General features: G+C 61.7%; 24 protein-coding genes. 17 read left to right on the forward strand and 7 right to left on the reverse strand.

The genetic code is table 11. The annotated features are described in order from the left end of the window. Complete coding sequence (gene bcsN, locus MUO32_RS18965; RefSeq protein WP_257949919.1) at positions 1–912, forward strand: cellulose biosynthesis protein BcsN; 912 nt, start codon at positions 1–3, stop codon at positions 910–912. Between the two features lie 3 nt (positions 913–915). Here bcsN and MUO32_RS18970 read toward each other — a convergent pair whose 3' ends face one another. After that, positions 916–1797, reverse strand: a complete 882-nt coding sequence (locus MUO32_RS18970) for a LysR family transcriptional regulator (protein ID WP_257949920.1) — start codon at positions 1795–1797, stop codon at positions 916–918. Positions 1798–1900: 103 nt separating this feature from the next. Between MUO32_RS18970 and MUO32_RS18975 the strand changes: the two genes are divergently transcribed. The 3 genes from MUO32_RS18975 (at position 1901) to MUO32_RS18985 (ending at position 5711) form a co-directional block, all read left to right on the forward strand. Continuing rightward, the gene (locus tag MUO32_RS18975) at positions 1901–3397 is read left to right on the forward strand and encodes a CoA-acylating methylmalonate-semialdehyde dehydrogenase (protein WP_257949921.1); all 1497 of its coding nucleotides are present in this window, start codon (positions 1901–1903) and stop codon (positions 3395–3397) included. 141 nt (positions 3398–3538) lie between these two features. Next, on the forward strand, positions 3539–4630 hold the full coding sequence (locus MUO32_RS18980; protein ID WP_257949922.1) for a YjgN family protein: 1092 nt from the start codon (positions 3539–3541) through the stop codon (positions 4628–4630). A 7-nt stretch (positions 4631–4637) separates the two neighbouring features. Next, positions 4638–5711: a M48 family metallopeptidase gene (locus tag MUO32_RS18985; protein WP_257949980.1), complete on the forward strand. Its 1074-nt coding sequence runs from the start codon at positions 4638–4640 to the stop codon at positions 5709–5711. Positions 5712–5785: 74 nt separating this feature from the next. Here MUO32_RS18985 and MUO32_RS18990 read toward each other — a convergent pair whose 3' ends face one another. Next, entirely contained in the window at positions 5786–6829 is a 1044-nt protein-coding gene (locus MUO32_RS18990; protein WP_257949923.1) for a Fe(3+) ABC transporter substrate-binding protein, read from the reverse strand. Between the two features lie 180 nt (positions 6830–7009). On the opposite strand from MUO32_RS18990, the gene rirA reads away from it, so the two are divergent. Then, a complete protein-coding gene (gene rirA / locus MUO32_RS18995) occupies positions 7010–7474 on the forward strand; it encodes an iron-responsive transcriptional regulator RirA (protein ID WP_257949924.1) in 465 nt (154 codons plus the stop codon). A 53-nt stretch (positions 7475–7527) separates the two neighbouring features. Here rirA and MUO32_RS19000 read toward each other — a convergent pair whose 3' ends face one another. Next, positions 7528–7935, reverse strand: coding sequence for a response regulator (locus MUO32_RS19000; protein ID WP_257949925.1), 408 nt, complete (start codon positions 7933–7935; stop codon positions 7528–7530). 177 nt (positions 7936–8112) lie between these two features. Continuing rightward, complete coding sequence (locus tag MUO32_RS19005) at positions 8113–8826, reverse strand: LuxR family transcriptional regulator (RefSeq protein WP_257949926.1); 714 nt, start codon at positions 8824–8826, stop codon at positions 8113–8115. Positions 8827–9318: 492 nt separating this feature from the next. On the opposite strand from MUO32_RS19005, the gene MUO32_RS19010 reads away from it, so the two are divergent. From MUO32_RS19010 to MUO32_RS19040, 7 genes are all read left to right on the forward strand, one after another. Next, positions 9319–10914: an ABC transporter substrate-binding protein gene (locus MUO32_RS19010; protein WP_257949927.1), complete on the forward strand. Its 1596-nt coding sequence runs from the start codon at positions 9319–9321 to the stop codon at positions 10912–10914. Between the two features lie 105 nt (positions 10915–11019). After that, positions 11020–12024 (forward strand): ABC transporter permease subunit, encoded by a 1005-nt coding sequence (locus tag MUO32_RS19015; RefSeq protein WP_257949928.1) that lies wholly within the window; start codon positions 11020–11022, stop codon positions 12022–12024. Between the two features lie 10 nt (positions 12025–12034). Further along, positions 12035–12943, forward strand: coding sequence for an ABC transporter permease subunit (locus MUO32_RS19020; RefSeq protein WP_257949929.1), 909 nt, complete (start codon positions 12035–12037; stop codon positions 12941–12943). After that, positions 12943–13797: an ABC transporter ATP-binding protein gene (locus MUO32_RS19025; RefSeq protein ID WP_257949930.1), complete on the forward strand. Its 855-nt coding sequence runs from the start codon at positions 12943–12945 to the stop codon at positions 13795–13797. Before MUO32_RS19020 ends, MUO32_RS19025 begins: the two co-directional genes overlap by 1 nt. Next, a complete protein-coding gene (locus MUO32_RS19030) occupies positions 13794–14624 on the forward strand; it encodes a dipeptide ABC transporter ATP-binding protein (protein ID WP_257949931.1) in 831 nt (276 codons plus the stop codon). The genes MUO32_RS19025 and MUO32_RS19030 overlap by 4 nt, the downstream gene beginning before the upstream one ends. Before the next feature lie 11 nt (positions 14625–14635). Then, complete coding sequence (locus tag MUO32_RS19035; RefSeq protein WP_257949932.1) at positions 14636–15151, forward strand: gluconokinase; 516 nt, start codon at positions 14636–14638, stop codon at positions 15149–15151. Positions 15152–15274: 123 nt separating this feature from the next. Then, on the forward strand, positions 15275–15619 hold the full coding sequence (locus MUO32_RS19040; protein WP_257949933.1) for a RidA family protein: 345 nt from the start codon (positions 15275–15277) through the stop codon (positions 15617–15619). A gap of 50 nt (positions 15620–15669) precedes the next feature. On the opposite strand, the gene MUO32_RS19045 is transcribed toward MUO32_RS19040, so the two are convergent. Continuing rightward, positions 15670–16470 carry a response regulator gene (locus MUO32_RS19045; protein WP_257949934.1) on the reverse strand — a complete coding sequence of 267 codons (801 nt, stop codon included), beginning with the start codon at positions 16468–16470 and terminating at the stop codon, positions 15670–15672. Between the two features lie 149 nt (positions 16471–16619). Here MUO32_RS19045 and MUO32_RS19050 point away from each other — a divergent pair, with 149 nt between their 5' ends. Next, a complete protein-coding gene (locus MUO32_RS19050; protein WP_257949935.1) occupies positions 16620–16817 on the forward strand; it encodes a NepR family anti-sigma factor in 198 nt (65 codons plus the stop codon). A gap of 75 nt (positions 16818–16892) precedes the next feature. Here MUO32_RS19050 and MUO32_RS19055 read toward each other — a convergent pair whose 3' ends face one another. Both MUO32_RS19055 and MUO32_RS19060 read right to left on the reverse strand, forming a co-directional pair. Further along, the gene (locus MUO32_RS19055) at positions 16893–17153 is read right to left on the reverse strand and encodes a YMGG-like glycine zipper-containing protein (protein ID WP_257949936.1); all 261 of its coding nucleotides are present in this window, start codon (positions 17151–17153) and stop codon (positions 16893–16895) included. Positions 17154–17181: 28 nt separating this feature from the next. After that, complete coding sequence (locus MUO32_RS19060) at positions 17182–17337, reverse strand: DUF3309 domain-containing protein (protein ID WP_257949937.1); 156 nt, start codon at positions 17335–17337, stop codon at positions 17182–17184. Between the two features lie 177 nt (positions 17338–17514). On the opposite strand from MUO32_RS19060, the gene MUO32_RS19065 reads away from it, so the two are divergent. The 4 genes from MUO32_RS19065 to MUO32_RS19080 all read left to right on the forward strand — a co-directional run bounded on the left by MUO32_RS19065 (position 17515) and on the right by MUO32_RS19080 (position 19106). Continuing rightward, positions 17515–17853 carry a hypothetical protein gene (locus tag MUO32_RS19065; protein WP_257949938.1) on the forward strand — a complete coding sequence of 113 codons (339 nt, stop codon included), beginning with the start codon at positions 17515–17517 and terminating at the stop codon, positions 17851–17853. A gap of 83 nt (positions 17854–17936) precedes the next feature. After that, the gene (locus tag MUO32_RS19070; RefSeq protein WP_257949939.1) at positions 17937–18134 is read left to right on the forward strand and encodes a CsbD family protein; all 198 of its coding nucleotides are present in this window, start codon (positions 17937–17939) and stop codon (positions 18132–18134) included. 171 nt (positions 18135–18305) lie between these two features. Continuing rightward, on the forward strand, positions 18306–18473 hold the full coding sequence (locus tag MUO32_RS19075) for a DUF1328 domain-containing protein (RefSeq protein WP_117368344.1): 168 nt from the start codon (positions 18306–18308) through the stop codon (positions 18471–18473). Positions 18474–18605: 132 nt separating this feature from the next. Next, complete coding sequence (locus MUO32_RS19080; RefSeq protein ID WP_257949940.1) at positions 18606–19106, forward strand: TIGR00645 family protein; 501 nt, start codon at positions 18606–18608, stop codon at positions 19104–19106. Positions 19107–19490: the final 384 nt, after the last annotated feature.

A 19490-nucleotide genomic window follows, 5' to 3' on the forward strand; every position in this document is an offset into this window, starting at 1 on the left:
ATGCGCTGGCTGATCCTCGCCGCACTCCCTTTCCTCGCCGCCGGCTGCTCCACGACGGTGCAGGACCCGTTTCTGGAAACCGGCGCTATCCATCCGGATGCGCCGCCGCTCTCGACCGAGGTTTCTCCTGATTTCGCGGTGGCCTATCTGCCATCGGCCTCGGGTCGTATCCAGAGCGTGCGGCAGACGGCGCGCAGCGGCTTCTTCGAGCAGGCGATCGTCTATTCCAACGCGACGGCTTCGGCCGGCGAGAACGTGTTGACGGTACGGGTGGGCCAGCCCTCCGAAGGCATGACCTTCCTGCGCGCACCGACACGCCGCGCCGTCATCGCCGAGATGCGCCAGGCGCTGCCGGGCGTCGCCATGCGGATCAGTGACGTGCCGGGACAGAACGGGCAGGGCGTCTATGGCTACGCGACCGGCCCGCTCGGCACTTCCGGCAGCTGCCTCTATGCCTGGCAGCTCGCCAAGCGCGTTTCGGCCGAGCGCGTGAGCGCTTATGCGGCGCAGGTGCGCCTGCGTTTCTGCCATCCGGCGATGTCGCAGGAGCGCATCGCCGCCGTCATGGGCGGGTTGCGCATGAAGCCGGTGACGCGCAACACGTTCGACATGCTGCAATATGCAGGCGGTAGCGGCTACTCGCAGACCCAGCCAGTGCTGGTTCGTGCCGAGCCCGTCGTCGTGGCCGATGACAGCGTCGAGATCGAGCCGCGCCGTTTGCCGAAGCGCCGCGTGGTGGAGGAAAGGCCGGCGGAGGAGCGGGTTGTCATCCGCAATGCCGTGCGCGTTCCCCTGCCGGGCGAAAAGAAGGTGAAGGTCGCCGTCTTGGAAGAGCCGATCGAAAAGCCGAAGACAAAGGCAAGGAGCGCGCTGGTGCCGATGCCCGGGACCATTGCGCTCAACGCCGAGTGATCCTCACAGGAAGATGGCGTGTTCCTGTCGAACGAGTTCCTGCACGAACTCGGCGACGGTGCGCACGCGGGCAAGGTCGCGCGCGCTTTCGTGCCACGTCGTCCAGTAGGCGCGGCGAATGGTGTTTGCCGGCAGCAGCCGCACCAGTTCGGGATATTGCCGGGCGATATAGTCATGCAGGATGCCGACGCCGGCGCCGGAGCGCACCGCCTCCGTCTGGCCGGTGGCGCTGGAAATCTCGAAACTCGCATCCCAGCTGCGCATGATCTCGCCGGTGAAATTCAGCGATGCCGTGAAGATCAGGTCTTCCACATAGCCGACGCGGCGATGGGCCTTCAGGTGCTCGACGTTCTCGGGCGTGCCATTCTCCTCGAGATAGTCGCGGGAGGCATAGAGGCCGAGCGTATAGTCCGTCAGTTTCGACGAGACGAGCCGTCCCTGTTCCGGCCGCTCCAGCGTGATCGCGATATCGGCCTCGCGCTGCGAAAGCGAGAAGGAGCGGGGCACCGGCACAAGCTGGATCTTCAGTTCGGGATGCCGCGCCGTCAGCCGCCCGAGGCGCGGTGCGAGGAACGACACGCCGAAGCCGTCGGGCGCGCCGACGCGCACGGTGCCGGCAACGGCCGTGTCGATGCGGCCGATGCTCGCCTGCATGGCCAGCATCTCCGTCTCCATCCGCTCGGCGGCCCGCAAGAACGCCTCACCCTCGGCGGTAAGGTCGCATCCATTGGTGCGGCGGATGAGCAGACGGGTCTTCAGCGCCTCCTCCAGCGCACTGACGCGGCGGCTGAGCGTCGCGTGGTTGACGCCGAGGCGGCGGGAGGCGGCGAGGATCTGGCCGGTGCGGGCAACCGCCAGGAACAGCCGTGCGTCATCCCAGTTCATCGGGCCTCCGACTTTGATTTTTGCACAACGGTTCCTTACATGAGGCGATTGAGTTGTGCAAATTGAAGTGCGATGATCTCTCCATAACCACGGAGGACTCCCCATGTACCAGATCGGTCACTTCATCCACGGCAAGCAGGTGCCCGGCACCAGCGGCCGCACCGCCAATGTCTTCAACCCGGCAACCGGTGAAGTTCAGGCGCAGGTCGCGCTTGCCAGCGATGCCGATCTCCAGGCCGCCATCGACAGCGCGAAGTCCGCGCAGCCGAAATGGGCCGCCACCAACCCGCAGCGCCGCGCCCGCGTCTTCATGAAGTTCGTCGAGCTCCTGAACACGCATATGGACGAACTGGCCGTGCTGGTTTCCAAGGAACACGGCAAGACGGTCGAAGATTCGAAGGGCGACGTCATTCGCGGCCTCGAAGTCTGCGAATTCGTCATCGGCATTCCGCATCTCATGAAGAGTGAATTCACCGAAGGCGCCGGCCCGAACATCGACATGTACTCGATCCGCCAGCCGGTCGGCATCGGCGCGGGCATCACGCCGTTCAACTTCCCGGGCATGATCCCGATGTGGATGTTCGCACCCGCCATCGCCTGCGGTAACGCCTTCATCCTGAAGCCTTCCGAGCGCGATCCGTCGCTGCCGATCCGCCTTGCCGAACTGATGATCGAAGCCGGCCTGCCCGCCGGCATCCTCAACGTCGTCAACGGTGACAAGGGTGCGGTCGACGGCATCCTGGCGCATCCGGATATCGCCGCCGTTTCCTTCGTCGGTTCCACGCCGATCGCCCGCTACGTCTATGGTACGGCCGCTGCCAACGGCAAGCGCGCCCAGTGCTTCGGCGGTGCCAAGAACCACATGATCATCATGCCCGATGCCGATCTCGACCAGGCCGCCAACGCCCTGATGGGCGCCGGCTACGGCTCGGCCGGCGAGCGCTGCATGGCGATCTCGGTTGCCGTCCCGGTCGGTGAGGAAACCGCAAACCGCCTCATCGAAAAGCTCACCCCGATGATCGAGAGCCTGCGCATCGGCCCCTACACCGACGACAAGGCCGATATGGGTCCTGTTGTCACGAAGGAAGCCCAGGCCCGCATCCTTGGCCTCATCGACAAGGGTATCGAAGAGGGCGCCAACCTCGTCGTCGATGGCCGCGGCTTCAAGCTGCAGGGCTATGAAGACGGCTATTTCGTCGGCGGCTGCCTGTTCGACAACGTTACGCCGGACATGGAGATCTACAAGACCGAAATCTTCGGTCCGGTTCTCTCCGTCGTTCGCGCCAAGAACTACGAGGAAGCCCTCGACCTGCCGATGAAGCACGAATACGGCAACGGCGTCGCGATCTACACCCGTGACGGCGACGCCGCCCGCGACTTCGCCAGCCGCATCAACATCGGCATGGTCGGCGTCAACGTTCCGATCCCGGTTCCGCTCGCCTATCATTCCTTCGGCGGCTGGAAGTCCTCGTCCTTCGGCGATCTCAACCAGCACGGCACTGACTCGATCAAGTTCTGGACCCGCACGAAGACGATCACGAGCCGCTGGCCGTCCGGCATCAAGGACGGTGCCGAATTCGTCATGCCGACGATGAAGTGATCCTCCGAGAGGATTGACCAAGGAAAGGGCTCCCGCATGGGGGCCCTTTTTGCATTGCCAGTTTTTTGTGCTTTGCGAAGAATAGGCCGCAAGCGCGGCCCGTTACTCCCTCGTGCTTTTTGTATTTTGAAGGGGGCAACCATGTCTTTGGCAGGATCGCCGCAACCCGCAGGGCAGGCGGGCGGCTTTCATCGCGTTACTTTTACCGGCAAGGCGTCGGAATATTTCGGCATCTGGATCGTCAACGTTCTCCTGACGATCCTGACGATCGGCATCTATTCCGCCTGGGCGAAGGTCCGGCGTAACCGTTACTTCTTCGGCAACACCGTGCTGCTCGGCCGGTCCTTCGAATATCATGCGAGGGGCGTGCAAATCCTCATCGGTCGACTGATCGTTCTCGGCGCCTTCGTCGTGCTCAACATCATCGCAGCCGTCTTGCCCATCCTTGTTCTCCTGCCGACGCTGGCCGTGCTGATCGCGCTGCCGTGGCTCGTCGCCAAGGGCTTGCGCTTCAGTGCACGCGTCACGAGCTACCGCAACGTACGTTTTGATTTCGTCGGCGGCGCGGGTGGGGCCTTCAAGGCTTTCATCCTCGGTGGTCTCCTGGCCGTTATCACGCTCGGCATCCTCACGCCGCTCGCCAGCCGCTGGGTCTCGCGCTACATCGGCTCGAATCTGCGCTACGGCGGCAAGGCCTTCGATACGGACCCGAAGCTGGGCGCCATCTACAAATCCTGGTTCCTGTCGTTCCTGATCGCCGTCGTCGGCCTCGGCATTGTGGCGCTTCTCGTCGTCGCGAACCTCTCCCTCATCCTGCCGATGATTGAAACGCCCGGCTCTCTGACGCCGGAGCAGCAGATTCCGGTCTTCATCAGCATCGCCGTCGGCTACGTCGTGCTGTTCTCGACGCTGGGTATCGCCGGCCTGTTCTACCGTGCCGGCGTGCGCAACATCGCCTGGTCGGCAACGACCTTCGACGCCAAGCACCAGCTGATGAGCGACCTGTCGCGCACCCGCTACACCTGGATCGCCATCAGCAACGTCATCGTCACGCTCCTCACCTTCGGCCTGATGCGGCCCTGGGCGGCGGTTCGCATGGCGCGCTATACCTGGGAGCACACAGGCATTACCTTCAACGGCGATGTCGGCGAGCTGTTTAGCACGCTCGAGGCGCAGGGTTCGGCCGTTGGGGCCGAGTTCATGGACTTTGAAGGTTTCGACTTTGGCTTCTGAGAATGCAATTGCCGCCGACGGGGCCATCGCCAGTGGAGATTGGCACCCCGCCGGCTCAAGCCGCTCGATCGAGGCTCGCCTCGTCGAGCGCGCCGGGGAGATTGCCGCGCTGCCGGTGGCGGGCGAAAAGCCGCTCGCCGGTGCAGGTCTTTCCTGGATAGAAATTTCCGCTCGCGTCGGCTCGATCCCGCGCCGGGTGACCTTTCCGGATGGCTCGGTCTTCGAGACCTGGGACAATGACGGCGTCGACCGCTATCTCGCGGCGCGCGGCAAGGGCGGGGCGGGGCTGGTGCACTGGCTGGAGCAGTTCCGTCTGCGCCTCATCGTCATCGTGCTCGCTGCCTTCGTGCTCGGCGGCATCGTCTATCGTTGGGGTGTGCCGGCGCTGGTCGAGGTCGCGATCCTCACCACGCCGCCGATCGTGCCTGAACTGATGTCGCAGGGCACGCTGCAGGCACTCGACAAGACGACCTTCTCGCCGACCAAACTCCCCGATGACAAACGCAAGGAGATCGCCGACGGCTTTGCGCGCATCGCCGCGCAGTCGCCGCGCGGGACCGGCGCCTACACGCTCAATTTCCGCGATGGCGGCTTTATCGGGCCGAACGCCTTCGCGCTGCCGGACGGCACGCTTGTCGTCACGGACCAGCTGGTCGAGATGGCTGGCAAGGACACGGAGATGATCGTCGGCGTTCTGGCGCACGAGATCGGCCATGTCGAACTCGAACACAGCCTGCGGCAACTCTATCGCGCCGCGGGCATGACGGGCCTCATCATGCTGATTGCCGGCGATGTCGGCTCCAGTGTCGAGGACGTGCTGGTGCAGGGCGGCGGTCTTCTGGCGCTGTCCTATTCGCGCGATGCCGAGAGCGCCGCCGACCGCCGCTCGGTCGAGCTGATGGCCAAGGCCGGATACGACCCGACGGCGATTGCCCGCTTCTTCACGCTGCTGGAGGAAAAGCTCGGCGACAAGTCGGATACCAGCCTTCTTTCCACCCATCCCGGTACGCCGCAGCGCAAGAAGGAGATCACCGATTACGCCCGGATCATCTCCGGCCAGTCGGATCCGGACCTGCAATAGGGCGGACAGCAGGCGGAAATGAAAACGGCGGCCCGAGAGCCGCCGTTTCCGTGTTTGCCTTGGGAGGCTGGTTGTTACTGCGCCGGACCGTCGTTGTAGCCGACCTTGTCGACCAGCTCGGAGGCCTTCTTGCGGTTGGCCGCGATGTCGATAAGCGGCAGCGCATCGGCCTTCAGCGTTCCGAAGGATTTGACGACGGCGGAGGGCTCCGCGCCCGGCAGGACCGGATATTCGTAGACCTGTTCGGCGTAGATCTGCTGCGCGGTGCCGGCAGACAGGAATTCCATCAGCTTGAGCGCATTGTCCTTGTTCGGCGCGTTCTTGGCCAGGGCCATGCCGGAAACGTTGACATGCGCGCCACGGTCGTTGGCGTTCGGGAAAAGCACCTTGATGGCGGCCGCCCAATCCTTCTGCTCCGGCTCCTTCTCGTTGGTCTGCATGAGGCCGACATAGTAGGAATTGCCGAGCGCGAGATCGCATTCACCGGCGAGGATGGCCTTGGCCTGGTCGCGGTCGCCGCCGTCGGGCTTGCGCGCGAGGTTGTTCTTCAGGCCCGTCAGCCACTTTTCGGCCTCTGCTTCGCCGTGATGGGCGATCATCGAGGCGGTGAGGCCAATGTTATAGGAGTGCTGGCCGTCGCGCGTGCAGATCTTGCCCTTCCACTTGGGATCGGCAAGTTCCTCGTAGGTGATCTCGTTCTGCGCGACGCGATCCTTGGAGGCATAGACGACGCGGGCGCGCGTCGTCAGGCCGAACCAGTTTCCGTCAGGGTCGCGGTATTGCGCGGGGATGTCCTTGCTGATGACGTCGCTTGCGATCGGCTGCGTCACGCCGCCATCCTTGGCTTCGGTGAGGCGCGAGATATCGACCGTCAGGATGACGTCGGCCGGCGAGTTGGCGCCTTCCGCCTGGATGCGTTCCACCAAGCCCTTGTCAAGGAAAAGCACGTTGGTCGTGATGCCGGTTTCCTTGGTGAATTCGTCGAGCAGCGGCTTGATCAGATCCGGCTGGCGATAGGAATAGATATTGACTTCACCCTCTGCGAAAGCGGGCGCGGCGAAAGCCAGACCGGCGGTCGAGAGGGCGAGGGCGGCGAGAGACGTCTTGAGCAATGGCATCGGGTCCTCCTGGCGTATTTATTCTTTACTGCCAAAGTCGTCTTTAGCGGCTTGCCCCTCGCAGTCAACCGTGCGACCACTGGCATAACATGAATGTGATTTTCCGCTTTTTGGAATTGTTCTAAATCACGATCTGCCCTATATGTCGTGGAACCTCAAAAACCGGATTCGGAGTTTCCGATGCGTCTGACAAAACAAACCAACTATGCCGTGCGCATGTTGATGTACTGCGCGGCGAATAGTGGAAAGCTCAGCCGCATTCCGGAAATCGCCCGGGCCTATGGCGTTTCGGAACTGTTTCTGTTCAAGATTCTCCAGCCGCTGACCCGCGCCGGCATCATCGAGACGGTGCGCGGCCGCAATGGCGGCGTGCGGCTGCCGAGAGCGGCAAGCGAGATCACCCTGTTCGACGTGGTGCGCGTGACGGAGGATTCCTTCGCCATGGCCGAATGTTTCGAGGCGGGTGAGGTCGAGTGCCCGCTGGTCGACAGCTGTGGCCTCAATTCGGCGCTGCGCAAGGCGCTCAACGCTTTCTTCGAAGTGCTGCAGCAGTACACGATCGACGACCTCGTGAAGGCGCGCCCGCAGATCGGCCTGCTGCTCGGCCTCGAAACCGCGCCGCTCATACAGCAGCCGGCAGCCTGACGCCGGCATCAGCCGGTTCGGCACGTTTTGAAGCGGGTACGTTACGCCGATGGTTATTCCCCGGCGCTGACGTCCCGCTTTACATATTCCTGCAGAATGAATTCGATGGCCGTCGGGTCGAGTTCGGCCTTGTCGATGCGGAAATCGACGCCGTAGTCGTCGATCTTCTGGAAATAGGCATCGCTGATCGACGACGAGATAACGCCGACCGGCCCGATATAGCCGTTGCGGCGCAGTTCCGGAACGGTTTCGCGGAAGTCCGCCTGCGGCTGGAGCCTGTTGTCCATCAGGATCATGTCCAGCGGCCCGCCGGTCGTACGAATGAAATCCAGCGCACTCTCCACCGTCTCTACATAATGCAGCGTGATCGCATAGCTGGCGACCTTGCGCATCAGCGCGCTGAGGATGACGTTTTCCGCGGGGTCGTCATCGACGAGCAGGATATGCACGGGTGCTGTCATGGCGGTAGGTGAACCTGATTGCATTGAACGGATGGGCTGCGCCCAAGGTTACTCTGATCAAGGGCGAGGGCATTAACAAGTCCCTAACTCTACTATCCCAGGCACCAATGACGGTCATCCCAAGCTGATATGGGTGGGCTGTCAATGGGGCCGTGGCTCGGGATCTGTTTTGCGGCGTTACTGTATGATCTGCTCGCGGATCGCCTTGGCCACCATCTGCGTGCGGTTGACCACGTCGAGCTTCTTCAGGATCGTCGCCGTGTGCGAGTTCACCGTATGCTCGGAGACCGACACGATGAGGGCTATCTCGCTTGCCGTCTTGCCGTAGGAAATCCAGCGCAGGATCTCCGTTTCGCGCGGGGTCAACCCCATGCCGGCCTTGTTGGCCAGCACCTGGCGATGGAAATAATCGAAGGCGCAATTCGCCTCGTAGCAAATCTCGTAGTGTTCGTTACGGGTAATGTCGTCGCCGTCGCCAAGGAAAAGCACGACATAGCGCATGCCGTTTACCGAATGCACGGGAATGGACAGCGCCATGTCGAAGCCGATCTGGTCAAGGAAATCGGAACCGTCGCGCGAACCGTTCTCGAAATGATCGACGGTGCGCCACACGGTCGAGATCGTCGACTTGTAAAAGCTCTTGAACAGCGTGGAGTCGTTGAGGCGGTACCGCTTGTCATAGGTTTCTGCCAGGCCTGCGGGCAGATCGTGCAGCATCAGGCGCGTCGCGAGCTGGCTCGTCTCGTGCTCGTTGATGAGCTGCAGCACGCCGAAATGCTCGAAGTCGTAGCGCAGCGCCATGGTGTGAAATATGCGAAAGAAATCGACGCGATTGAGAGCCTTCTCAAGATCGCCTTCGAAATCATACCGTCGATAATGTCTGTTCAACACGGGCACGTGGTCTCCACCCCCAGAATCCACAAGGGAAATCTAGCGCCGCAATCTCTGGCGGCAAAGGGTTTTGCGGGACAATTTCGCGGGGGAGGACATTTTTTTGAGGGCGGGAGGGGCAAGCCTTTGGAAACAAAGGCTGAAAATGAAAGCGAGGCTGTCCTTTTCTTTTCGCTTTACCCCGCCGCCACGGAGGAAAGCAGAAAAGGACAGCCCCTCTCGCCTCGTTGTCCCGATATGACACGGGCCCGGCATCGCCGCTATCAGAAGTGGTGGGGATTGACCAAGGGTTGGTGACTGATTCGCTGTGCTTTTAAAGCGGTTTCGAATGCTGTGGAGAATAAAGTTCTGCGGTTTTTTCCGATTGGACAAATTTGTTCGCGGACTTATTGCAATCGAGCGGCAAATGTCGTTCCATCCCCGCAAGCCGGGGCTGGAAATGCACCCGCGCTCGCAACAAGAGAACAAAAAAGCAAACCTGGGAAGCTCACTATGAAAAAGCTGACTACTCTTCTCGCGGCGACGGCGGTCGTCTCGTTGATGTCGACGGCCGCCTGGTCGAAGACCTTCGTTTATTGCTCGGAAGCGTCGCCGGAAGGCTTTGACCCCGGTCTCTACACGGGCGGTCAGACCTTCGACGCCGCAGCACACACGGTTTACAACCGTCTGGTGGAGTTCAAGCGCGGCACGACCGAGCTGGAACCCGCGCTGGCTGAAAGCTGGGAAATCTCCGCGGACGGCAAGGAATATACGTTCCACCTGCGCAAGGGCGTGAAGTTCCAGACGACCGAATATTTCACCCCGTCGCGTGAGTTGAACGCCGACGACGTGATCTTCTCCTTCGAACGCCAGTACAAGGCGGACAACCCGTGGAACAAGTATGTTCCGGGCGCCTCCTGGGAATACTTCGCCGGCATGGGCCTGCCTGACGTCATCGACAAGATCGAGAAGGTCGACGACCTGACGGTCAAGATCACGCTGAAGCGCCCGGAAGCCCCGCTGCTCGCCAACCTCGGCATGCCCTTCATCTCGATCGTTTCGAAGGAATATGCCGACAAGCTGCAGGCTGACGGCAAGATGGAACTGATGAACCAGCAGCCGCTGGGCACCGGTCCGTTCACCTTCGTTGCCTACCAGCCGGATGCCGCCATCCGTTACAAGGCCAACCCGGACTACTGGGGTGGCGCGCAGAAGATCGACGATCTCGTCTTCGCGATCACCACGGACGCTGCCGTTCGCGCCCAGAAGCTGAAGGCCGGCGAATGCCACCTGATGTCCTACCCGAACGCTGCCGATGTCGCCGAGCTGAAGGCTGATCCGAACCTGCACGTCTCTGAGCAGGCCGGCCTCAACGTCGCCTACCTCGCTTACAACACGCTCGTGCCGCCGTTCGACAAGGTCGAGGTCCGCAAGGCCCTCAACATGGCGATCAACCGCCAGGCCATCGTCGACGCCGTCTTCCAGGGCGCCGCAACGGTTGCCAAGAACCCGATCCCGCCGACCATGTGGTCGTATAACGACGCCGTCGTTGACGACGCGTTTGATCCGGAAGCGGCCAAGAAGATGCTTGCGGATGCTGGCGTCTCGGATCTCAAGATGAAGATCTGGGCGATGCCGGTTGCCCGTCCGTACATGCTGAACGCCCGCCGTGCAGCTGAACTGATGCAGGCCGACCTTGCCAAGATCGGCGTCACTGCCGAGATCGTCTCCTACGAATGGGCCGAATACCTGAAGCTCTCGTCCGCCAAGGACCGCGACGGTGCGGCCATCCTCGGCTGGACGGGCGACAATGGCGACCCGGACAACTTCCTCGACACCCTGCTCGGTTGCGACGCTGTCGGCGGCAACAACCGCGCTCAGTGGTGCAACAAGGAGTTCGACGACCTGATGACGAAGGCGAAGGAAACCGCCGACGTTGCCGAGCGCACGAAGCTCTATGAAGAGGCCCAGGTCATCTTCAAGCGCGAAGCGCCCTGGAACACGCTCGACCATTCGCTTGCCGTCGTTCCGATGAGCAAGAAGGTCTCGGGCTTCGTTCAGTCGCCGCTCGGTGACTTCGTCTTCGACGGCGTGGACATTGCCGAGTAATATCGGTTAATACGACGACCGCACGCCGCCAAGAGCGTGCTATGGCCGGCGGTCCGAAGACATTCGGGCCGCCGGTTTTTCAAAAATAAGAAGGGATTGGCTCCCATGTTTCGCTTTATCTTCGGACGGCTCGCCGTCCTGATACCCACGTTCATCGGGGTATCGCTCATCGCATTCTCCTTCATTCGACTTCTGCCGGGCGATCCGGTCATGCTGATGTCGGGTGAACGCGTCATGGCGCCGGAACGGCATACCGAGCTCATGCAGCAGCTCGGCCTCGACCGGCCGATATATATCCAGTATTTCGACTATCTCGGCGGTCTCGTGACGGGCGACTTCGGTTCGTCGATCGTGACCAAGCGGCCGGTGCTGGACGACTTCCTGCAGCTCTTCCCGGCGACGCTGGAGCTGGCGCTCTGCGCCATCATCGTTGCCGTGCTGCTCGGGATTCCCGCCGGCGTGCTGGCCGCGGTGAAACGGGGGACGTGGCTCGACCAGTCGATCATGGGCGTCGCGCTCATAGGCTACTCGATGCCGATCTTCTGGTGGGGCTTGCTGCTCATCATCTTCTTCTCCGGCTATCTCGGCTGGACGCCGGTCTCGGGACGCATCTCGCTGATGTACTTCTTCCCGCAGGTCACCGGCTTCATGCTGATCGACAGCCTGATCTCGGGGCAGGCGGGCGCCTTCAAGTCGGCGGTCACCTACCTGATCCTGCCGACGGTCGTGCTGGCGACGATCCCGCTTGCCGTCATCGCGCGCCAGACGCGTTCGGCCATGCTCGAAGTGCTCGGCGAGGACTATGTCCGCACCGCCCGCGCCAAGGGCCTGTCGCCTTTCCGCGTCATCGGCATCCATGCGCTGCGCAACGCGATGATCCCCGTCATCACCACGATCGGCCTGCAGGTCGGCGTGCTCCTGGCGGGCGCCATTCTCACCGAGACGATCTTCTCCTGGCCGGGCATCGGCAAGTGGATGGTCGATAGCGTCTTCAAGCGCGACTATGCCGTGGTGCAGGGTGGCCTGATGCTGATCGCCGCCGTCATCATGATCGTCAACCTCGTGGTCGACCTGCTTTACGGCTGGATCAACCCGCGTATCCGGCACTAGGAGACGGTCCATGAGCACTGTTCAAAACACGGCCGAAACCAAGACGGGTGGCTCGCCGCCCTCGGGCCTTTCCGAATTCTGGTTCTATTTCTCGCGCAACAAGGGCGCCGTCATCGGCCTCTTCGTCTTCCTGTTCATCCTGTTCGTGGCTGTCTTCGCGCCTTTCGTCGCGCCGCACAGCCCGAGCGACCAGAACCGCGAACTCCTTCTCATGCCGACCATCTTCCAGGAAGGCGGCAGCTGGGGACACATCCTCGGAACCGACGCCGTCGGTCGCGATATCCTCTCGCGCCTCATCTACGGCGCGCGCTTCTCGCTCTTCATCGGTCTCGTCGTCGTGACGCTGTCGGTGGTTTCGGGCGTACTGATCGGTCTCGTCGCTGGCTATTTCCGCGGCAAGGTCGACACCTTCATCATGCGCATCATGGATATCATCCTGGCGTTCCCCTCGCTGCTGCTGGCGCTTGTGCTGGTGGCCGTGCTGGGTCCGGGCCTTGTCAACGCCATGATCGCCATCTCGCTCGTCAACCAGCCGCATTTCGTGCGTCTGACGCGCGCGGCGGTGATGACCGAGAAGTCCAAGGACTATGTCGTCGGATCGAAGGTCGCGGGTGCCGGCACCATGCGGCTGATGTTCTTGACGATCCTGCCGAACTGCCTGGCACCGCTCATCGTTCAGGCGACACTCGCCTTCTCGGCGGCGATCCTCGATGCGGCAGCCCTCGGCTTCCTCGGCATGGGCGCCCAGCCGCCGACGCCGGAATGGGGTACGATGCTGGCCGAAGCACGCGAGTTCATCCAGCGCGCCTGGTGGGTCGTTACCTTCCCCGGTCTTGCCATCCTCATCACCGTGCTGGCCATCAACCTGATGGGTGACGGCCTGCGCGACGCCCTCGATCCCAAGCTGAAGAGGTCGTGATGTCGCTTCTCGAAATCAAAAACCTCACCGTTGAATTCCAGACGGCCACCGGCCCCTTCCGGGCGGTGGATGGTGTTTCCCTCAAGGTCGACGAGGGCGAGGTTCTCGCCATCGTCGGTGAATCCGGCTCGGGCAAGTCCGTCTCCATGCTCGCCGCCATGGGGCTTCTGCCCTGGACGGCGAAGGTGACGGCCGATGTGCTGACCTTCAACGGTCGCGACATGCAGGCCATGTCGGACAGCGACCGTCGCAAGATCATCGGCAAGGATATCGCCATGATCTTCCAGGAACCCGTGGCCAGCCTCAACCCCTGCTTCACGGTGGGCTTCCAGATCGAGGAAGTGCTGCGCATCCATACCGATCTCGGCCGCAAGGCGCGCCGAGACCGGGCGATCGAGCTGTTCCAGCTGGTCGGCATTCCGAACCCGGAAGAGCGCCTCGGTCACTTCCCGCACCAGATGTCGGGCGGCCAGTGCCAGCGCGTGATGATCGCGACCGCGCTTGCCTGCAATCCGAAGCTTCTGATCGCCGATGAGCCGACCACCGCGCTTGACGTGACGATCCAGAAGCAGATCCTCGATTTGCTGATGAAGCTTCAGGCCGATCACGGCATGGGCCTCATCATCATCACCCACGACATGGGCGTCGTCGCCGAAACCGCCGATCGTGTGATCGTGCAGTACAAGGGCCGCCAGATCGAGCAGGCCGATGTGCTGTCGCTCTTCTCGGCTCCGAAGAGTGTCTATACCCAGGCGTTGCTCGCCGCCCTGCCGGAAAACGCCACCGGCGGCCGTCTTCCCACGATCACGGAAAAGCTGACGGACGCCGAGATTTTTGCAGGAGCCGTACGATGACCCCTGTTCTCGAAGCAAAAAACCTCAAGCGCGATTATCATATCCCCGGCAGCCTCTTCAAACCGGCCAAGACCGTTCATGCCGTCAAGGGCGTGAGCTTCAAGGTCGAGGAGGGCAAGACGCTCGCCATCGTCGGCGAAAGCGGCTGCGGCAAGTCCACCCTTGCCCGCATGGTCACGATGATCGACCCGATCACCGAAGGCGACATGCTGATCGACGGCCGCAAGGTCGATATCGCCAGCGAGCCGCTGACCTCCGAGATGCGCAGCAAGGTGCAGATCGTCTTCCAGAATCCCTATGGTTCGCTCAACCCGCGCAAGAAGATCGGCGATATCCTGACGGAACCGCTGGTCATCAACACGAAAATCCCGGCGGATGAACGGCGCGACCGCGCCATGGCGATCCTGAAGAAGGTGGGCCTCGAGGAGAAGCACTATGCGCGTTATCCGCATATGTTCTCCGGCGGCCAGCGCCAGCGTGTGGCGATCGCCCGCGCGCTGATGCTCAATCCGCGCCTTCTGGTGCTCGATGAGCCGGTCTCGGCCCTCGACCTCTCGGTACAGGCCCAGGTGCTGAACCTGCTCGCCGACCTGCAGGACGAGTTCCACCTGACTTACGTCTTCATCAGCCATGACCTCTCGGTCGTGCGCCACATCGCCAATGATGTGATGGTGATGTATTTCGGCGAGGCGGTGGAATATGGCAGCCGCGACCAGGTCTTCGAGGACCCGCAGCACAGCTATACCAAAACGCTCTTCGCCGCGACGCCTCGCGTCGATGTGGACGCCATCCGCGCCCGCGTCGAGCGCCGCAAGCGCGTCGCCTGAGACCTGACGCTATGACGAACGCGCGCGCGATCGTCGTCATGGGCGTTTCCGGTTGCGGCAAGACTTCGGTCGCCGAGGGTCTTGCCGCAGCCCTTCCTGCCGCCTTCATCGAAGGCGATAGCCTGCATCCGGCCGAGAATGTCGAGAAGATGTCGAGGGGCATTCCGCTTGACGACGCGGACCGCTGGCCCTGGCTCGATATCATCGGGGACGCGCTTTCCGATGCGCTTGCAGAGAACGCGAGCATCGTCATTTCCTGCTCTGCGCTCAAAAAGATCTACCGCGACCGTCTGCGGGCGGCTGCCGGCGGCAAACTTGCCTTCGTTTTTCTGAAGGGCAGTCGCGGCCTGCTGCTGAGCCGCATGACCGCGCGCCGCGATCACTTCATGCCGGCCAGCCTGCTCGACAGCCAGTTGGCGACGCTGGAAGATCCCTCCGGCGAACCGGGTGTCATCACCGTCGATATCGATGCCTCCATCGAGACGATTGTCGACGCTGCCTTTGAAGGATTGGCGAGATGCGCATGATGCATGGGGGAATTTGCCGGTGACCACTGGCGCCCCGGCGCTTCGCCCCCTATAGACGACGGGCCTGCGGGTTACGCGCCTGCGGGTTTCCAAGAGATTTTTTCGACCTGACAGGAACGACACATGGACATCAAACGCTTTGAAACCGGTCCCCGCATGAGCGGCGCCGTCGTGCACAACGGTACCGTCTATCTGGCCGGTCAGGTCGGCGAGGCCGGCTCCGACGTCACCGAGCAGACCAAGCAGGCGCTGGCCGAGGTCGATCGCCTGCTGGCGCTCGCCGGGACGGACAAGACCCGCATTCTCTCCACCCAGATCTGGCTCGCCGACATGGCCGATTTCCCGAAGATGAACGCGGTCTGGGACGCCTGGGCGCCGCAGGGTCACACGCCCGCCCGCGCCACCGGCGAGTCCAAGCTCGCGACGCCGGAATACCTCGTCGAAGTCATCGTCGTCGCCGCTGTCTAAGCGCAGCCGGACGGCAGAAATGAAAAGGCCCGCTTTCGCGGGCCTTTTTGTTATGCGGATTTGGCAAGCCGCGCCTGCTCGTCAAAGAACAACGCCTGGCTGATCAGCGCCTTCACCATGTCGGGATTGAACGGTTTGGTGACGAGGAAGGCCGGTTCGGGCTTTTCACCGGTCAGAAGCCGTTCCGGGAAGGCGGTGATGAAGATCACCGGGATCGTGCTGTTCTTCAGGATGTCGTTGACCGCGTCGATGCCCGACGAGCCGTCGGCAAGCTGGATATCGGCGAGCACCATGCGCGGTGAGGTGCGATGATAGAGTTCCACCGCTTCCGAATGGGTGCGCGCGATGCCGGTCACATTGTGGCCGAGGCCCTTCACCATGTCCTCGATGTCCATGGCGATCAGCGGCTCGTCCTCGATGATCATGATGTCGGTCGCGACCTGGCTGGAAATGTCGCGCGAGGCCTCGTCGAGCAGTTCGGCGAAGCGCTCTTCCGAAACGTCGAGAATGTCGGCGGCCTCGACCATGTCGAAACCCTCGACGGCGATCAAAAGGAAGGCCTTGCGCTCCGCCGGCGGCAGGTTGGCGAGGTTTGCCGCGGCCTGGCGCTCCCAGCCGAACGGCGATGTGTTCTCCGGCAACCTGACGTCGAGGTTCTCGAAGAGCGTGCAATAAAGCCTGTAAAGCGCGATCCGATCACTGCGATCCTGCGGGTAGATCGAAATATCGGCAACGAGCGCTTCGAGCATGGCGGCCACATAAGCGTCGCCAGAGGTCTGGGAGCCCGTGACGGCACGGGAAAAACGCCTGAGATAGGCGAGATGCGGTGCGATACGGGTGGAAAGCGACATGAAGTTCTCCCTGAATATGTTCCGCATCGGAACCGTTTCCGCTAGAGTTCATTGTGCGGAAACCTATTGGTAGCATGCTAAGTCTGACTTGCTATTGGGAATCTTGGGCAAAAGGAAGATAGCGGGCAGCACGCAATGGAAACAAGACCATGATCGAGCCCAGCAAAGACAAGAGACGTGGCAGCGGCAACGCCCCCGCCAAGGCTGCCTTTGACCCCAACGGTCCCGTTGGCCGGAAGCTTAAATCCTTTTACGACGTCATCGAGACGGAGGCTGTTCCTGACCGGCTGCTCGATCTCCTGGAAAAGCTCGACGAGGCCGAACGGAAAGCCAACGGCAATCCCTGAATACATCCGATATTCCTTGCACAGACGTGAAGAAACGGGCCTGGAGGCCCGTTTCGTTTTTCAGTGGCTTGCCGGTTACCGGCAGCGTGCTTCGTAGCGGCGACCGTGGCGATCGCGGTAGATGCAGTATCCGCTGCGGTCCGAACGGGCGATGAGATAGCCCGCGGCACCACCGATGGCGGCGCCTGCCAGTGCGCCACCGGCCCGGCCGGTCACGGCGCCGCCGATGATGGCGCCCGAGGCCGCACCGATCGCCGTGCCGCGTTCGGTCTGGCTGCAGGCGGTAAGCGTCACGGTGGACGCAACGAGCGCAAGCGCGATGATCATGTTCTTCATGTTTCCGGCTCCTGGCTGGTTCAGGTGATCAGATGCGTCCCATGAGGACGAGGATGAGAAGGATGAGGACGATCAGGCCCAGTCCGCCCGACGGGCCGTAACCCCAGCCGCGGCTATATCCCCAGTTCGGCAGTGCGCCGACCAGAAGAAGGATCAGGATGATGAGAAGAATGGTGCCGAGCATCTGCGCTTCCTTTCACGTCCGCTTCGCAATGGAGCGATGGGCCGACAACGGGCCGGCAGGCACTTTGTTCCCAAAAATGTGACAGGCCCGTCAGTCCCGATCCACGGAACTTTTCTGCTCCCGCTCCATTTCCCGGCCATTCCAATGCGTGCCAACCGGATGAGTATGGAGAGTGAAATGGAACACATTGCCGCATTCATGCTTCTGATCGGCTGCAACGCGGGCGGCCTTTCCTGCGAAGAGCTTCCAGCGCCGCAGGTCGCCTTCGAATCCATGGAGGAATGTGTCGGCGCCTTGCCGGCCGCGCTCGGCGGGGCCGGTGTGAAAGGACGCATCGTGCATGCCCGTTGCGCCGCAATCGATCCCGCCTGGGTGGAGGAGGATGTCGAAATCAGCTGGCATATGAGCCGGGAGAAGGGGCTCGAGATCGATGTCCGTCAGGTAGCCCCGCCCGCCGATGGCATGCTCGTCGCCGAAAATGTGCATCCGGTACAAGCGACGGCGAGAATGCACTGACGAATACCCGGAACTTTTCCGGGCCTACAAGATTTCCCTATCGTCAACGCCATGGCGTTCAACGGAACAGAAAGGACAGCGACATGAATTGGGACATCATCGAAGGCAAGTGGAACGAATACAAGGGCAAGGCCCAAGCTCAATGGGGCAAGCTCACCGATGACGATCTCGACGTGATCAAGGGGCGCCGGGTCGAGCTCTCGGGCAAGATCCAGCAGCGCTATGGCCTCGCCAAGGAGGAGGCCGAGCGGCAGATCGATGATTGGGAGCGCCGCCACTAGGTAGGCCGCTGACCATATTGGTCTCCGCTCATGCCGCCGCAGCCGAAAGGCTGCGGCGGCATCGTTTTATGAAAAGAAAAAAGCGGCCCCGATGTGTTTCGTGCAGGGAAAGTGCTGGAACCTTTTTCAAATCCGGTCGTTTTTCCTGCGATACAAAGAAGGAGTTCAAAAATGCTCTACTATGCTGTGGTCTTTCTCGTCATTGCACTTGTCGCCGGCCTGCTCGGCTTCGGTGGCATTGCTGGCGCATCCGCCGGGATCGCGCAGATCCTGTTCTTCGTCTTCCTGGCGCTTCTGGTCCTGTCGCTCGTCGCGGGCCTGTTCCGTCGGGCCCGATAAAGAGCCAACAAATCCTTTGAGGAAGGGCGGTGTTTCAACACCGCCCTTTTGCCATGCGTCGCTTGGGCTTGCGGGCTGCACGGGCATTGGTTAATTCAACCATCGACTAGCCGATTCCCTGGAGCCTTTTCGATGAAATCCCTCGAACTCCTCGTCGAACGCATTATCCTGTCGAGCCGTTGGATCCTTGTGGTCTTCTACCTCGGTCTCGTAGCGGCGCTTGCCGTCTATGCCGTGTCCTTCCTCTACAAGTTCCTCAAGGTGGCAAAGAACGTTTTCGTTTATGACGATGCCCAGATGATCCTTGCCATGCTCGGCCTGATCGATGCCGCGCTGGTCGCAAGCCTCATCCTCATGGTGATGATCGCCGGCTACGAGAATTTCGTCAGCCGTTTCGATGAGGCGGAGCAGGACGTTTCCTTCCTCGGCAAGCTCGATTCCGGCAGCCTGAAGATCAAGGTCGCCTCGTCCATCGTCGCGATCTCGTCGATCCACCTGCTGCAGGTCTTCCTCAACGTGCAGCAATATACCGATGGGCGCCTGATGTGGCTGACCCTCATGCACCTCGCCTTTGTCGTCTCGGCCGTGCTGCTCGGTTTCCTCGAGCAGATCATGGGCAAGCTCAAGGGCTGATCCGTCGCAAAAAAGCGAAAAGGGGAGGGCGCCGCGGATATCCGCAGGCGCCCTTTTTGTTTGGTGTGAAGTCAAGCGAAAGACCGCCGCTGTCCCCGACATTCTCGTTATGCACCGGGCCGTTTTCCTGTTTTCACGGAAGAGGGGAGGGGATGCGGTACATGTGTACCGCATGGCACATGCTTCGTGCGATGCTTTCCCGACCTAACGGGTGGTTTCGGGCAGTTGCGATCAGGATTTTTCAAAATCCAATAATAAAATCAGACACTTGTCGATTTTCTCATTTTTTATGAAAACGGGTGTTGACGGATTGGGTTGGGGGGGCCTATAACCCGGCCATCGAACGAGAGCGGCGGCGCTTCTGGCGGCCGACGAACTCGCTCT

The organism is Shinella sp. CPCC 101442 (assembly GCF_024704725.1).
GTDB lineage: Bacteria > Pseudomonadota > Alphaproteobacteria > Rhizobiales > Rhizobiaceae > Shinella.